The sequence below is a fragment of the Citrobacter sp. CK199 genome (genome assembly GCF_030333285.1).
GTDB lineage: Bacteria > Pseudomonadota > Gammaproteobacteria > Enterobacterales > Enterobacteriaceae > Citrobacter_B > Citrobacter_B koseri.
The window spans coordinates 307186-321914 of sequence record NZ_JAOWGF010000021.1; the positions used below are offsets into that span (position 1 = coordinate 307186).

General features: G+C 47.8%; 14 protein-coding genes. 9 read left to right on the forward strand and 5 right to left on the reverse strand.

Annotated features, from left to right (window positions below):
• Complete coding sequence (locus OGX75_RS02730; RefSeq protein WP_286451015.1) at positions 1-966, forward strand: divergent polysaccharide deacetylase family protein; 966 nt, start codon at positions 1-3, stop codon at positions 964-966.
• On the opposite strand, the gene OGX75_RS02735 is transcribed toward OGX75_RS02730, so the two are convergent.
• The gene (locus OGX75_RS02735; protein ID WP_286451016.1) at positions 953-1987 is read right to left on the reverse strand and encodes a glycosyltransferase; all 1035 of its coding nucleotides are present in this window, start codon (positions 1985-1987) and stop codon (positions 953-955) included. The two genes, OGX75_RS02730 and OGX75_RS02735, sit on opposite strands and share 14 nt — an antisense overlap.
• Positions 1988-2166: 179 nt before the next feature.
• Here OGX75_RS02735 and rfaY point away from each other — a divergent pair, with 179 nt between their 5' ends.
• On the forward strand, positions 2167-2853 hold the full coding sequence (gene rfaY, locus OGX75_RS02740; RefSeq protein ID WP_110493650.1) for a lipopolysaccharide core heptose(II) kinase RfaY: 687 nt from the start codon (positions 2167-2169) through the stop codon (positions 2851-2853).
• A 53-nt stretch (positions 2854-2906) separates the two neighbouring features.
• Here rfaY and tdh read toward each other — a convergent pair whose 3' ends face one another.
• Both tdh and kbl read right to left on the reverse strand, forming a co-directional pair.
• Positions 2907-3932 carry an L-threonine 3-dehydrogenase gene (tdh, locus tag OGX75_RS02745; RefSeq protein WP_012135756.1) on the reverse strand — a complete coding sequence of 342 codons (1026 nt, stop codon included), beginning with the start codon at positions 3930-3932 and terminating at the stop codon, positions 2907-2909.
• Between the two features lie 9 nt (positions 3933-3941).
• Complete coding sequence (gene kbl, locus OGX75_RS02750) at positions 3942-5138, reverse strand: glycine C-acetyltransferase (RefSeq protein WP_012135757.1); 1197 nt, start codon at positions 5136-5138, stop codon at positions 3942-3944.
• 215 nt (positions 5139-5353) lie between these two features.
• Between kbl and rfaD the strand changes: the two genes are divergently transcribed.
• The 7 genes from rfaD to OGX75_RS02785 are packed head-to-tail and all read left to right on the forward strand — an operon-like array spanning position 5354 to position 12623.
• Positions 5354-6286, forward strand: coding sequence for an ADP-glyceromanno-heptose 6-epimerase (gene rfaD / locus OGX75_RS02755; RefSeq protein ID WP_286451017.1), 933 nt, complete (start codon positions 5354-5356; stop codon positions 6284-6286).
• 8 nt (positions 6287-6294) lie between these two features.
• Positions 6295-7341: an ADP-heptose--LPS heptosyltransferase RfaF gene (gene rfaF, locus OGX75_RS02760; RefSeq protein WP_286451018.1), complete on the forward strand. Its 1047-nt coding sequence runs from the start codon at positions 6295-6297 to the stop codon at positions 7339-7341.
• A gap of 3 nt (positions 7342-7344) precedes the next feature.
• Entirely contained in the window at positions 7345-8313 is a 969-nt protein-coding gene (gene rfaC / locus OGX75_RS02765; RefSeq protein ID WP_230009575.1) for a lipopolysaccharide heptosyltransferase RfaC, read from the forward strand.
• 18 nt (positions 8314-8331) lie between these two features.
• Positions 8332-9615, forward strand: a complete 1284-nt coding sequence (locus OGX75_RS02770) for an O-antigen ligase family protein (protein WP_181421280.1) — start codon at positions 8332-8334, stop codon at positions 9613-9615.
• The gene (locus OGX75_RS02775) at positions 9608-10621 is read left to right on the forward strand and encodes a glycosyltransferase family 2 protein (protein ID WP_047460269.1); all 1014 of its coding nucleotides are present in this window, start codon (positions 9608-9610) and stop codon (positions 10619-10621) included. Before OGX75_RS02770 ends, OGX75_RS02775 begins: the two co-directional genes overlap by 8 nt.
• 1 nt (position 10622) lies before the next feature.
• Positions 10623-11678, forward strand: a complete 1056-nt coding sequence (gene rfaQ / locus OGX75_RS02780) for a lipopolysaccharide core heptosyltransferase RfaQ (RefSeq protein WP_047460266.1) — start codon at positions 10623-10625, stop codon at positions 11676-11678.
• The gene (locus tag OGX75_RS02785; protein ID WP_200024274.1) at positions 11679-12623 is read left to right on the forward strand and encodes a glycosyltransferase family 8 protein; all 945 of its coding nucleotides are present in this window, start codon (positions 11679-11681) and stop codon (positions 12621-12623) included.
• Between the two features lie 25 nt (positions 12624-12648).
• Here the strand turns inward: OGX75_RS02785 and OGX75_RS02790 are convergent, their stop codons facing one another.
• Together OGX75_RS02790 and OGX75_RS02795 are read right to left on the reverse strand one after the other, a co-directional pair.
• Positions 12649-13641: a glycosyltransferase family 8 protein gene (locus tag OGX75_RS02790; protein WP_286451019.1), complete on the reverse strand. Its 993-nt coding sequence runs from the start codon at positions 13639-13641 to the stop codon at positions 12649-12651.
• Between the two features lie 37 nt (positions 13642-13678).
• Positions 13679-14698 carry a glycosyltransferase family 8 protein gene (locus tag OGX75_RS02795; protein ID WP_012135766.1) on the reverse strand — a complete coding sequence of 340 codons (1020 nt, stop codon included), beginning with the start codon at positions 14696-14698 and terminating at the stop codon, positions 13679-13681.
• Positions 14699-14729: the final 31 nt, after the last annotated feature.

A 14729-nucleotide genomic window follows, 5' to 3' on the forward strand; every position in this document is an offset into this window, starting at 1 on the left:
TTGCCTCACTTTCGTCGCACAATACTCTCACTCGCCAGCCTGCTGGCATTCGCCTCCCCTGTTTTTGCTGGCAAACTCGCCATCGTAATCGACGATTTTGGTTATCGTCCGCACAATGAAAATCAGGTGCTGGCGATGCCGTCCGCCCTCTCCGTTGCCGTCCTGCCCAATGCCCCACATGCCCGTGAAATGGCAACCAAAGCGCACAACAGCGGGCATGAGGTGCTGATCCATCTGCCGATGGCGCCGCTGAGCAAGCAGCCGCTGGAGAAAGATACGCTGCGCCCGGAGATGAGCAGCGACGAAATTGAACGCATTATTCGCGATGCGGTGAATAAGGTGCCGTATGCCGTGGGTCTCAACAACCACATGGGCAGCGCGATGACCTCCAGCCTGTTCGGCATGCAAAAAGTGATGCAGGCGCTGGAGCGTTATAACCTTTACTTCCTCGACAGCATGACCATTGGCAACAGTCAGGCGATGCGTGCCGCCTCCGGGACGGGCGTGAAGGTGATTAAGCGCAAAGTGTTCCTTGATGATACGCAGAACGAAGCGGATATTCGTCGCCAGTTTAATCGCGCCATTGAGTTAGCCCGTCGCAACGGGTCCGCTATCGCAATTGGGCACCCGCATCCATCAACGGTGCGAGTCCTTCAGCAGATGGTCTATAACCTGCCTGCGGATATTACGCTGGTGCGTCCGAGCAGCCTGCTCGACGAGCCGCAGACAGATACCTCTACGCCAAATCTGACGCCGCCGAAAAACGGTACGCCGGAGGCGCCACGAAATCCGTTCCGCGGCGTGAAGGTGTGTAAATCGAAGAAACCGTTAGAACCTGTCTACGCCAGCCGGTTCTTTAGCGTGTTAAGCGAAAGCATTACGCAGAGCACGATGGTGAACTACTTCCGGCATCAGTGGCAAGGCTGGGGCAAGATCGCTGCCCCCCAGAACGCTAACGCGGATTAATCGCTTTACGGGCAACGCGGTGGTGCGAAGCCGTTTTATCACGCCACCGGTATAACCGACCCGACCACAACAGCGCCTGATAAGCCGCCTTCGCGCTTCGTATGTTAAGCATCATGCGCTTATACATGCCGGAGGCAAATATTTCGGCGATCATCCGCTGGCGAATAAGCGTGTCCTGCTCCTTACGCACCGCATGACACACCCGCAGCGCTTCCCAGGTAATTTGTTGCTTAAATTCAGGATAGACGGGAATGCGATCCGCATAATCACTATTCAGCTTTTCTAATAAACGCGTGATTTTAATGTAGTGTCGCTGGTAATGCAGATTACGCTCACCTTGTCGTTTCAGGCGGCTAACAGACTGATCGTGAAGAAAATATTTATACAACGCCTGTTCGGTATAGCGTACGCGCGTGGCATTGAACATCACTTCCGTGGTCCACAGAATATCCTGATGATGTAATCCTGGAATAAAGCCAATCGCGTGTTTTTCAATAAGGGCGCGCCGATAAACGCCCATCCAGACAACATGCGTCCAGCGGCGTGAAGCCAGCCCCATACGCAGCCAGTCCGGGCCGGTTAATACCCCTGTCGACCGAATGCGATCCGTGGGGATGGATGGCCAGGTATGCCCCGTCTCAAGAATGCACCAGTCTGCATTACACTGCGCCACATCCAGGTCATCCTGTAGCGCCATGGTCATCAGCGTTTCATACATGTTCGGATACACCAAATCATCGGCATCGACAAAAGCAACGTAGTCGCTGGTCGCCGCGGCCAACCCCCGGTTGCGGGCCACGGACGCGCCTGCATTATCCTGATGCAACAGGTGAACATGTGAATAGGTATCGGCAAAATGCCTTGCGATATCAACGGAGTTGTCGGTAGACCCGTCGTTAACAATGATGATCTCCAGCGCATTCCATGTTTGTGCAATCAAAGATTCCATGCATGCCTGGAAGCTATTACCCGCATTGTATAACGGAATAATAACACTCAGTGTACTTGTGCTGCTTTTCATAGAATGGCCCGTCAGTCTTTAATACATTGGCCCTTTCTACCGTGCTTTCATTAAGAAATTATTAAGTCCAGTGGAGATAATGGTTAAGGCGCACAAAACACCCTACAGATGAGAAGCCTCACCATGTATACTACGCATTCGTATTATACGTATTTAGAATACTTATCTTGAGGGAAGTGATGACCATCAGTAAGACACATGAAAAGGGCTATACGGTCTATTACAAAGAGGAAAATAAAGACCTTAAGTCCCTGATGGATAAGTATATGAATAACGAAATCAGTGGCAAACCGCTGAACAGCGGCAACGAATTCCGCAGCGTAGAACTTGTTGAATACCAGTCACGGAAGTTCATCATCAAAAACGATCGCGAAATAGACCCACGATTTGAGAAAAAGATTCAGAATTTTCTCTCCGGGCCTTTTTATTCTCAGCTGATCCAAAAACTGGACAGCCTGGCGCCACAAGTGCGTGCCTGTACCGCCGATCTCTACTGTGTGGCCGAGAAAACACGTTTTCGCCAGTGCTATGATGTGTATACCCTTCATGAATATATTGAAGGGGAGCCATTAAATGATATTAATGAAAGCAATAAAGAAGATATTAAGGCGTGTATTCAGCAACTGCACCGGGCAGGTCTGGCCTCCAATGATATTCATGCCGGAAACTTTATCCGCACACCTTCCGGGGAATTGCGCATCATCGACTTATCCTGCAAAGGAAGTCTGAAAATTTGCCAGGCAAATGATATTTTAGTATTACAAAATAAATACCATATGAATATTGAAGGTCAGGGTCTGGTTTATAAACTTATTCAGCTTAAAGAGAAATTCAGACGCTTATCCCGCAAGATGCGCGGAAAATAAAAACGCCATTTTACGGCCAGGTTCGGGAAAACCTGGCCGCCAGCAGGATGCTGTCAGTCCCAGCTCAGAATCACTTTTCCTGACTGGCCTGAACGCATCGCATCAAAGCCTTTCTGGAACTCATCAATGGAGAAACGGTGGGTGATGATCGGAGACAGATCCAGGCCAGACTGAATCAGCGCCGCCATCTTATACCAGGTTTCAAACATCTCACGACCGTAAATACCTTTAATAAACAGCCCTTTGAAGATCACCTTCGTCCAGTCGATAGACATATCTGAAGGTGGAATCCCCAGCATCGCGATACGACCGCCGTGGTTCATGGTATCCAGCATGGCGCGAAACGCAGGCGGCGCACCGGACATCTCCAGGCCGACATCAAACCCTTCAGTCATGCCCAGATTAGCCATCACGTCGGTCAGGTTCTCTTTCGCAACGTTCACCGTGTGGATGATGCCCATTTTACGCGCCAGTTCCAGACGGTACTCATTCACATCCGTGATCACGACATGACGCGCGCCCACATGTTTCGCTACCGCCGCCGCCATGATGCCGATCGGGCCGGCACCGGAAACCAGCACATCTTCACCGACCAGATCGAACGACAGCGCCGTGTGTACGGCATTGCCGAAGGGGTCGAAGATAGAGGCTAAATCATCGGAGATGTTATCCGGGATCTTAAAGGCGTTAAACGCCGGAAGTACCAGATATTCCGCAAAACAACCGGGACGGTTAACACCGACACCCAGAGTATTGCGGCACAAATGCGTACGGCCACCGCGACAGTTACGACAATGGCCGCAGGTAATATGGCCTTCGCCGGAAACGCGATCGCCAATCCTGAAGCCTTTAACTTCCTGACCGATACCGACCACCTCGCCGACATATTCATGCCCTACCACCATCGGAACCGGGATGGTTTTTTGCGACCATTCATCCCAGTTATAGATGTGAACGTCAGTGCCGCAGATGGCTGTTTTACGGATTTTAATCAGCAGATCGTTATGCCCGACTTCCGGTACCGGAACGTCAGTCATCCAGATGCCCTCTTCCGCTTTCAGTTTGGATAACGCTTTCATCTCACATCCTCAGGCAATAACGCCCAGTTGTTTACCAATACGTGTGAACGCCTCAACCGCACGCGTGATTTGCTCAGGGGTATGCGCCGCAGACATCTGGGTACGAATACGCGCCTGACCTTTCGGAACAACCGGATAGAAGAATCCGGTCACGTAAATCCCCTCTTTTTGCAGTTCGCGGGCAAATTGCTGCGCAACCACCGCATCACCCAGCATCACTGGAATAATAGCGTGATCGGCGCCAGCCAGCGTGAAGCCCGCAGCGGACATTTGCTCACGGAACTGACGCGCATTCGCCCACAGGCGATCGCGCAGTTCGCTCCCCGCCTCAACCATCTCCAGCACTTTAAGGGAGGCCGCCACAATGGCAGGCGCCAGGGAATTCGAGAACAGATACGGACGGGAACGCTGACGCAGCCACTCCACCACCTCTTTACGCGCCGCCGTATAACCGCCAGATGCCCCACCCAGCGCTTTGCCTAACGTACCGGTAATGATGTCCACGCGTCCCATTACGTCACAGTATTCGTGAGAACCGCGACCGTTCTCCCCGACAAAACCGACAGCATGGGAGTCATCAACCATCACCAGCGCGCCGTAAATGTCTGCCAGGTCACAGACGCCTTTCAGGTTAGCGATAACGCCGTCCATCGAGAACACGCCGTCGGTGGCGATCAGCACATGACGAGCGCCAGCTTCACGAGCCTCTTTCAGACGCGCTTCCAGCTCCTGCATATCGTTGTTGGCATAGCGAAAACGCTTCGCTTTACACAGACGAACGCCATCAATAATCGAGGCGTGGTTTAACGCATCCGAGATAATCGCATCTTCTGCGCCCAGCAGGGTTTCGAACAAGCCGCCGTTGGCGTCAAAGCAGGAAGAGTACAGAATAGCGTCTTCCATACCGAGGAAGTCCGCCAGTTTTTGCTCCAGCTGTTTATGGCTGTCCTGAGTGCCGCAGATAAAGCGCACTGAAGCCATGCCAAACCCGTGAGAATCCATTCCCGCTTTTGCTGCCGCAATCAGTTCGGGATGGTTAGCCAGCCCCAGGTAGTTGTTGGCGCAAAAGTTGATGACGTGGCTTCCGTCTGCCACGGTGATGTCCGCCTGCTGCGCAGACGTGATAATGCGCTCTTCTTTAAACAATCCTTCCGCACGGGCGGTTTCCAGATCGTTGGTTAACTGCTTATAAAAATCCCCACGCATTGCGATTCTCCAGACTGGGCAAATTTCAGCACATATTACCCAAAGCTATACATTGATACGAGATGACGCATCATCACTTCTTGAAAATGCAGCATAAATCACGCGTACCCGCACAGCTTATCGGTGAATGGCTGAAGCCTGGGCCGTGTAGTGATATGATAAGAAGTATTCGTGTCTGAGATTGTCTCTGACTCCATAATTCGAAGGTTACAGTTATGATCATCGTTACCGGCGGCGCGGGCTTTATCGGCAGCAACATCGTTAAGTCCCTGAATGATAAAGGCATCACCGATATCCTGGTGGTGGACAACCTGAAAGACGGCACCAAGTTCATCAACCTGGTGGACCTGAATATTGCTGACTATATGGATAAGGAAGACTTCCTGATCCAGATTATGGCCGGAGAAGAGTTCGGCGATATCGAAGCGGTTTTCCACGAAGGCGCCTGCTCTTCCACCACCGAGTGGGACGGCAAGTATATGATGGACAACAACTATCAATACTCCAAAGAGCTGCTGCACTACTGCCTGGAACGTGACATTCCGTTCCTGTATGCCTCCTCTGCGGCAACTTACGGCGGTCGCACCTCTGACTTCATTGAGTCTCGTGAATATGAGAAACCGCTAAACGTTTACGGCTACTCTAAGTTCCTGTTCGACGAGTATGTACGCCAGATCCTGCCTGAAGCCAGCTCGCAGATTGTAGGTTTCCGCTATTTCAACGTTTACGGACCGCGTGAAGGCCATAAAGGCAGCATGGCGAGCGTCGCTTTCCATCTGAATACTCAGCTCAACAACGGTGAAACGCCGAAACTGTTTGAAGGCAGCGAAAACTTCAAACGCGATTTTGTCTACGTCGGCGACGTGGCTGATGTAAACCTGTGGTTCTGGGAAAACGGCGTGTCCGGCATCTTTAACCTGGGCACCGGGCGCGCGGAATCCTTCCAGGCCGTGGCGGATGCCGCGCTGGCTTATCACAAGAAAAGCGACCTTGAGTACATTCCGTTCCCGGAAAAACTGAAAGGCCGTTACCAGGCGTTCACGCAGGCGGATCTGGCCAATCTGCGCGCCGCAGGCTATGACAAACCGTTCAAGACCGTTGCCGAAGGCGTAACGGAGTATATGGCCTGGCTGAATCGCGACGCGTAAGAAGAAACATGAAAATACTGGTGATTGGTCCGTCCTGGGTAGGCGACATGATGATGTCGCAAAGTCTCTATCGCACGCTCAAGGCGCGCTATCCCCAGGCGATAATCGACGTGATGGCGCCCGCGTGGTGCCGCCCGTTATTGTCGCGTATGCCGGAGGTCAACGACGCGATCCCCATGCCGCTTGGCCACGGAGCGCTGGAAATTGGCGAGCGGCGCAAGCTCGGTCATCGTCTGCGTGAAAAGCGCTATGACCGCGCCTATGTTCTGCCGAATTCGTTTAAATCCGCACTCGTTCCTTTCTTTGCCGGCATTCCGCATCGCACCGGCTGGCGCGGCGAGATGCGCTACGGCCTGCTCAACGACGCGCGCGTGTTAAATAAAGAGGCCTGGCCATTAATGGTGGAACGCTATGTGGCGCTGGCCTACGACAAAGGCGTTATGCGAACTGCCCAGGATCTGCCGCAGCCTCTGTTATGGCCGCAGCTACAGGTGAGCGAGGGCGAAAAGTCCCTCATCTGCAACGAATTTTCTCTTTCCGCTGAACGTCCGATGATCGGTTTTTGCCCCGGCGCGGAATTTGGCCCGGCGAAACGCTGGCCGCATTATCACTATGCGGAACTGGCAAAGCAGCTCATCGATGAAGGCCACCAGATCGTCTTGTTTGGCTCAGCAAAAGATCATGACGCCGGAAATGAAATTCTGGCTACACTGAATACTGAGCAGCAGGCCTGGTGCCGCAATCTGGCGGGAGAAACGCAGCTGGAACAAGCTGTTATCCTTCTATCTGCCTGCAAAGCCGTTGTCACGAATGACTCTGGTTTAATGCACGTCGCCGCTGCGCTGAACCGTCCGCTGGTCGCGCTGTACGGCCCCAGCAGCCCGGACTTTACTCCCCCACTTTCGCATAAAGCGCGGGTTATCCGTCTGATTACGGGTTATCACAAGGTGCGCAAAGGGGATACTGCGGAGGGGTATCATCAGAGCCTGATTGACATCACGCCGACGCGTGTCCTGGAAGAACTCAATAGTCTGTTATTACAAGAGGAAGCCTGACGGATGCGGGTTCTGATAGTCAAAACATCATCAATGGGGGATGTGTTACACACATTGCCCGCACTGACTGACGCACAGCAAGTCATCCCGGGTATTCAGTTTGATTGGGTGGTAGAAGAAGGATTCGCGCAAATTCCATCCTGGCACGATGCTGTCGATCGCGTGATTCCCGTCGCTATTCGCCGTTGGCGTAAGGCCTGGTTTTCCGCGCCCATCAAAGCTGAACGTAAAGCCTTTCGCGATGCCGTACAGGCACAGCAATACGATGCGATTATTGATGCCCAGGGGCTGGTAAAAAGCGCGGCGCTGGTCACAAGACTGGGACGCGGCGTAAAGCACGGCATGGACTGGAGTACGGCCCGGGAGCCCCTGGCCAGCCTGTTTTACAACCGAAAGCATCACATCGCTAAAGCGCAGCATGCTGTTGAACGCACCCGCGAGCTGTTCGCCAAAAGCCTGGGGTACAGCAAGCCACAGTCCCAGGGCGATTATGCGATTGCGCAACATTTCCTGAGCAATCTGAATGCAGACGCAGGGCAATATGCGGTATTTTTACACGCAACTACCCGAGACGATAAGCACTGGCCGGAAGCAAACTGGCGAGATCTGATCGGCCAACTGCGTGATGCGGGTGTACGCATTAAGCTGCCCTGGGGTGCGCCCCATGAAGAAGCACGGGCAAAAAGATTAGCGGAAGGATTTGATTATGTGGATGTTTTACCACGAATGAGTCTGGAAGAGGTCGCACGCGAGTTGGCGGGGGCAAAATTTGTAGTGTCCGTTGATACCGGGCTTAGCCATTTAACCGCCGCCCTTGATCGACCTAATATCACGCTGTATGGCCCGACCGATCCGGGACTGATTGGGGGATATGGGAAGAATCAGTGCGCGCAAAAGAGTCATTCAGGGAAGATGTCAACTCTGGGTGCGGATGCCGTCAAAGTATCATTGCTTGATTTTAATTTGCTATAACTTTTAAAGAGATTAATCATGCTTCGTGGACACACGTTTTCTCGCTTTATCCGCAGCACGCAAAATAATCCGTTTAACGTTATCTATTTTTTATTTTATGCCGGGTGCCTGACGACCCTGGCGATGCTGCTGATCAATCCAGACGAAGCTTTAAAAGTTTTTATTGCATGTGCGGTTCTGTCGCTACCGATTATCGGTAAACACAGCAAGTCACTTCTGAGTGATAAGAAAAACCTGCTGTTACCCGTGATGCTGCTGCTCTTCGGTTTAGTACAAATTATTTGGGTTGAGATCTTTAAAGAACCGGGCTCATCCTTTACTGGCGCTTATCGCTCATACCAGAACGGCGGTAAAGTGATGATCTTTGCCGCACTGATTGTCACAGCCCTGCAATCGCCAATCGCATGTGCGATGAAAGATCGTATAACCCGCTACTGGGTGATTGCGACGGCTGTTGGTTTGTATCTTTTTGCGGGTTATCAACTCCTCACCTCACCAGATCCGCTTAACTACCGTGTCGAACTGGGTTTTGAACATCCGACAGGAGCGGCTTATGCGTTGACGTTTGTCGCATTGCTTGCGTCCCAGGCCATCATCAACTTGCGGCTGAAGCATACAATCCTGCTCTATTTATTACACTTTTTGGTATCACTGGCGGTTATCACTATAACGCAAACCCGCGCCGCCATTCTGGTCTATCCGGTTCTGAGCATAGGGCTATTTTTCTTACACTATCGGCATAACCGTACCGTTTTGCTGCGTACGTTACTGGCCTTTATTGTTCTCGCGGGGCTGGCGGCAATCCCTTTAAAATCGGTGATTGAAAAGCGCTATAACAGCTTCGTAACCGATATGCATTCTTACAGTAAGAAGAACAGTAATACCTCGATTGGCGCCCGACTCGCGATGCAACGGGCGGGTATTGATGCTGGAAAAAACCACTACTGGGGCCAATCACTTGAACAACGCGATGCTGGAATGCGGGATTTTGCCCGACAGGATACCTCGTTAAGAGGAGCACTTGGGTTCGTCGACATCCATTTGCATAACGAATTCATTGATACTTTTTCTCTTAAAGGGATTTCTGGCGTCATCGCTCTGCTCTTTTTGTATCTGGCGATGTTTTTAAAAGCTTATACACAACGTAGCCCTCTGTTATTCATCATTTCCAGTGCTATAGTTATCTATGGTTTAAGCGACTTATTATTATACGCCAAAGGTGAAACTCTGAGCAGTATGCTGGCATTATGCGCGGCGATGATGCTGACACCAGGCACGATGAGAGAGTTATGCCATGATTAACGCTTCAGATTATTTGCTGAGCATTATTATACCGGCATACAACAATGCCGAATTCATTACGGATACGCTGGCGTCTTTACATCAGGGCATCACTAATGAGGTAGAAGTAATCATTATTAATGATGGCTCAACGGATTTGACTGAAGAACGCATAAATGCGTTTTATCGCGAACATCATTGCAATAACGTGAAATACATCTACCAGGAAAATCATGGTGTTGCGATTGCCCGCAACGTCGGGCTTTCACATGCGACAGGGAAGTATATTGGCTTTGTTGACAGCGATGACATTATTAGCCCGGATTATTTTTCGGTCCTTCTCCCTAAATTAAGAGAAGAGAAATATGATATCGTTGAATTCAACTTAACCCGTGACATTAATAATCTCTATCAATGCCAAAAAGATAAGCCGGATGCGGTAAAACAGAGTGAAATTACGTTAACTGATGAAAATTTAACGCAGTTATTACCCACATTCCGTGCGGGTCAATGGCACCTTGTAACAAAATTCTTTCGCCGTGACATTATTGGGCAAGACCGCTTTGAAGAACATCATCGTTATGAGGACATTATTTTTTGTCCATTTCAATACTTTAAATGCCATAAGATCTTAAAAATAGATAACAAGCTATATTATTATCGAATAAACGATCGGAGCATTACCGAGAATATTCTTGAAAATGATGCGCAATATATTTTCTTCGCCATGCGTAAAATGTGTGACTATATAAAAGAAAATGATGAAAAACGAACTGTAGCCACATTAATGATCATTAACTGCTTCCTTGAAGGACGCAAGTTACTGCGCAAAAAGAAAGGTTATTATCGCTACGAAGAAGATATGATCAGTGACATTCAAGATGCACTGACATGCTGTGATACAAGTATCGTTAAAAGAAAAGTTATTTATAAAATGAAGTACCCACACATTGATCGTTTTATTTCAAAAATACGATTTAAAGCCATAAACGCTTGCAAAATGTTATTTGTTAGCAAGGAAAGTTAATATGTTTGATAAAGTAGAAAGAATTCTTATTTGCAAGCTTAAGTTTTATGGCGATGTTCTGCTCATTACCCCTGTTATTGCCAGTATTCAGGCACGTTATCCGCACGCAAAAATTGATCTTCTTCTTTATAAAGACACCAGGGCAATTTTGGCTGCTGATGAGAGAATCAACAACTTTTACCTTATTGAAAAAAAGAAAGGTCTGCTGGAAACCATTAAAAATTATATATCGGTACGCCGCCAGCTGAAAAAAAACCACTATGACCTTATTGTCAACTTAACCGAGCAATGGCCTATTGGCGCACTTATCGCTTCCCTACGCCGCCCCTCTATTGCCTTTAAAAGGGACAAGAAGCAGTGGAATTGCCTTTTTACAAAAGTCACACCAACAACCGGAACTCATATTGTTGAGCAAAACTTATCCATTCTAAAAGGCCTCGACTTTAGTGAAAGCGAACTCAAAAAAGAGATGTTGCTCTGCTATCGCGAGAGTGACTATCAATATTTACTGACTCAGCTTCCCGCGCTTTCCACGCAAAAATACGTTGTGATTCAACCCACTGCAAGACAGTCGTTTAAGTGCTGGGATGATGAGAAATTTGCACATGTCATAGATTATTTGCAGCAACGCGGTCTGCATGTTTACCTGACCTGTGGGCCCGCAGTACAAGAACAGCAGCAGGTAGCGCGTATCGCCGGACTGTGTCAATCACCACCAGACCTGACGGTGGCAGGTAAAACGACCTTCCTGCAACTGGCGGCGTTAATCGATCATGCAGTACTGTATATCGGCGTGGACTCCGCCCCCATGCATATGGCTGCCGCATTAGGTACGCCGCAGGTATGTTTGTTTGGCGCCACAAATTATCAACAGTGGAAACCCTGGTCAGATAAAGCTGCGCTGATCTGGGCAGGCGATTATCATCCAATGCCGACCCGGGCAGAACTGGACAGATCCCGGAAATACCTGACCTGGATACCAGAACACGCAGTTATTGACGCTATCGACACTGTGCTCCATGATAGCAACCCGGTTGAAGGAAATGAGACAGCGTAAATGGATAACAAAACTAACGTAATTAATATTGCCTACTGCACAGATGCTAATTATCTGGAGTATGTTGCCGTATCCATTATGTCTGTCATAATGAATAACCCTGAGCAATCTCTCGCATTTTTTGTCTTTGTCTATGATGTCAGCGATGAAGATATTGCGAAGCTACAGTCGACCAGTAATAAAATTCAGGTTATCACGATCGATAAGGCTGATATTGAAAAATATAACAATGATTTTGCGATAAAACATCTCAATCGCTCAACTTATATGCGTCTGGCTGTGCCCCGTTTACTTAAAGACAAAGTAGAGCGTTTTATCTATCTTGATGCCGATACGCTATGCTTTGACTCACTCAGTGAGATTAACAGCGTTGATATTGATAATGTTGTTTGCGCCGTCAGCCATGACTCTCTCAACATTCATGATAATAAACACGCCCGGCGATTAGGGCTGAGCATCGATCACTATTTTAACGCTGGTTTCCTCTATATTAATGTCGCGAACTGGATTAAGCATGACATTGAGCATAAAGCAAATACCGTGTTATTTGAGCAAGGAAAATCATTGCCTTACTTTGATCAGGATGCCCTCAACATTGCAATGAATGGAAATATTACGTTTATTGATAACCGCTGGAATTTCCTGTTTAACTGGTTTACTGACGAACAGAAAGAAAATTTCTTCTATCACAGTGACACGCTGCCAAGAATCATTCATTTTACGGGCGGAAGAAAGCCGTGGTATAAAGAACATACGGGGCTGTCGCAACAGCTTTATATTTTCTACCACCATTTCACGCCCTGGCGGAATGCAGAGTTACGCTCTTATGCCCCTCGTATGAGGCCTACCGATTATCGGGTGTACTCCCGTCAGGCGGCAAAAAAAGGTAATTATTTTACCGCCATAAAATGGTACGCAAAGTACCTCAAAACCAAGATTCATTAAAAAAAGCTCCCCTCGGGGAGCTTTTTTACTTACCTTTGATTTTTTCGGCCAGATAGCCTATGTAGCTGATAATTGAAGCAATATATTTACCCTGTAGCCTTTCATGACGCGACTTCTTCTTATACTGCTTTGGCGTTCTGGCAGGCAACAACGGCACATTCGCCCATGGTGAAGCCTTCCATGCCTCCACAAAATACTGTGCAGACGGATAATTTGCCCAGGAATTCCAGGGTTTAGTTACCCCAATATAGTGAATAAGAATGGTATCCGCCGTTATATATTCTTTATAGCGTGATATATCTTTGCTTTTTAACTCTTGTTTTATACCATATATCGCATTGTAGATACGCGGTAAAAAGATCACTTTATTTAAGAAAAGAATATTTAAAACATCCTGATCGGGGAAAGAGAGTTTCTGATTTTTATCCAGGAGGATATCAAATGCAGCACCAATAAAGTTCTGCTCTTTCCACTTTTTAAGATTCGCATAGATCACACCAGAGTTAAAATAATCACTATTTTTCTCAATATCTCTGGCAGGACTATCATCGACGTCTCTTACTACCGCAGCAACATGCTCATCAAGGTTGAGATGACTCAATTCAACAAGTGGGCCTTTACATATCACGTCTGCATCAATGTACAGGAGTGAATCAACTTTTTCGCCTAAATATTCAAATGCGATAAAGCGGAAATACATCGCATGAGACCAGGCATTACCGCTGGGCAATACCTTTAGCCCCCCGGCATCCATAACATATATTGAGATGTTAGTAGAGAATTGCTGCGCCAGCATACTTATTTTCTGTTGATAATCATCATCCACATAATCAGTAAAAAGATGGAAATGGATATTGATGTCTTTATTATGTATCAACACTGACGTCATCGAAATCGCGGCGCCAAACATGAAATTTTTATCAACACCCCAGGCGATATTGAGCTGTGGGCTCTCCCCGGCTGGTGCTTGATTAAAATCAAGTATCTTTTTTATAGACTGATGGCAATCAAAAATCATTCACTACACCTATTTAAATTTATTTTCAACAAGCCACTCAATGCACTTTAGCGCCGTGTAGCTTATTTTTAATATACATTATATGGCTAAATATAGAACGAATATATTTTCGCTGTATCCTTTCATGGCGTGACTTACGCTTATATAATTTTGCCGTATTTGCATTGAGTAACGATTTTTCGGCCCATGCCGATTTTTTATAAGCCTCAATAAAGTACTTAGAAACCGGATAGTTAGCCCACGTATGCCACGGTTTTGTCACGCCGACATAATGAATTAATACCGTACTCTCAGTGATAAAGTCCTGATAACGATATTCATTTTTATTCTTCAGCTCCTGGTCTACGCCATAAATACAATTAAAATCACGCCTCAGCAGGATCACATGCCCAACAAATAAGATATTCAGAATATCCTGGTCAAAATAAAGCAGTTCTTTCTGACGCTCATGCAAAACCTCAAAGGCTTTGGATAACAGTTTTTTTTCTCTCCAGACATGGAGATTAGCGAATACCACCCCTGAATTAAAATAGTCACGAGCTAACTCAGGAATACCCAGTCTCTGCCCGGATTTTAAACGTACTCGATCAATATCATTAACAACAGCCGCATATTCTCCGGCAAAATGAATATCCGTCAGTTCCCGCAGAGAATTTTTACAAACGATATCGGCATCCAGATACAGCACAGAATCCAGTTCACGACTTAAATACTCGAACGCAAAATAGCGATAGTACATCGCATAGGTCCATGCTTTAGTACTCGGCAACTTGCGAAACGCCTCATTATCGAAAACCAGAACCGTTACCGTTGTTCCATACATTTGCGTGAGTCGTTCCACGCTTTCCAGGTACTCATCATCAACATAGTCCGTCACAACATAGAAATGGATATCAATATCAGGGTTGTTCACCAACACTGATGTCATTGAAATTCCAGAGCCAAATAAAAAATTTCGATCTACACCATATGCAATATTCAACTTTTTGCTTTTCTGGTGTGTAGCGTTGTCGATAACCTTTTTTTGAATTATTACGTTTTCAAAATCAATGTTCATGATGAGATCACCTCAAACCCTGTATGTGATT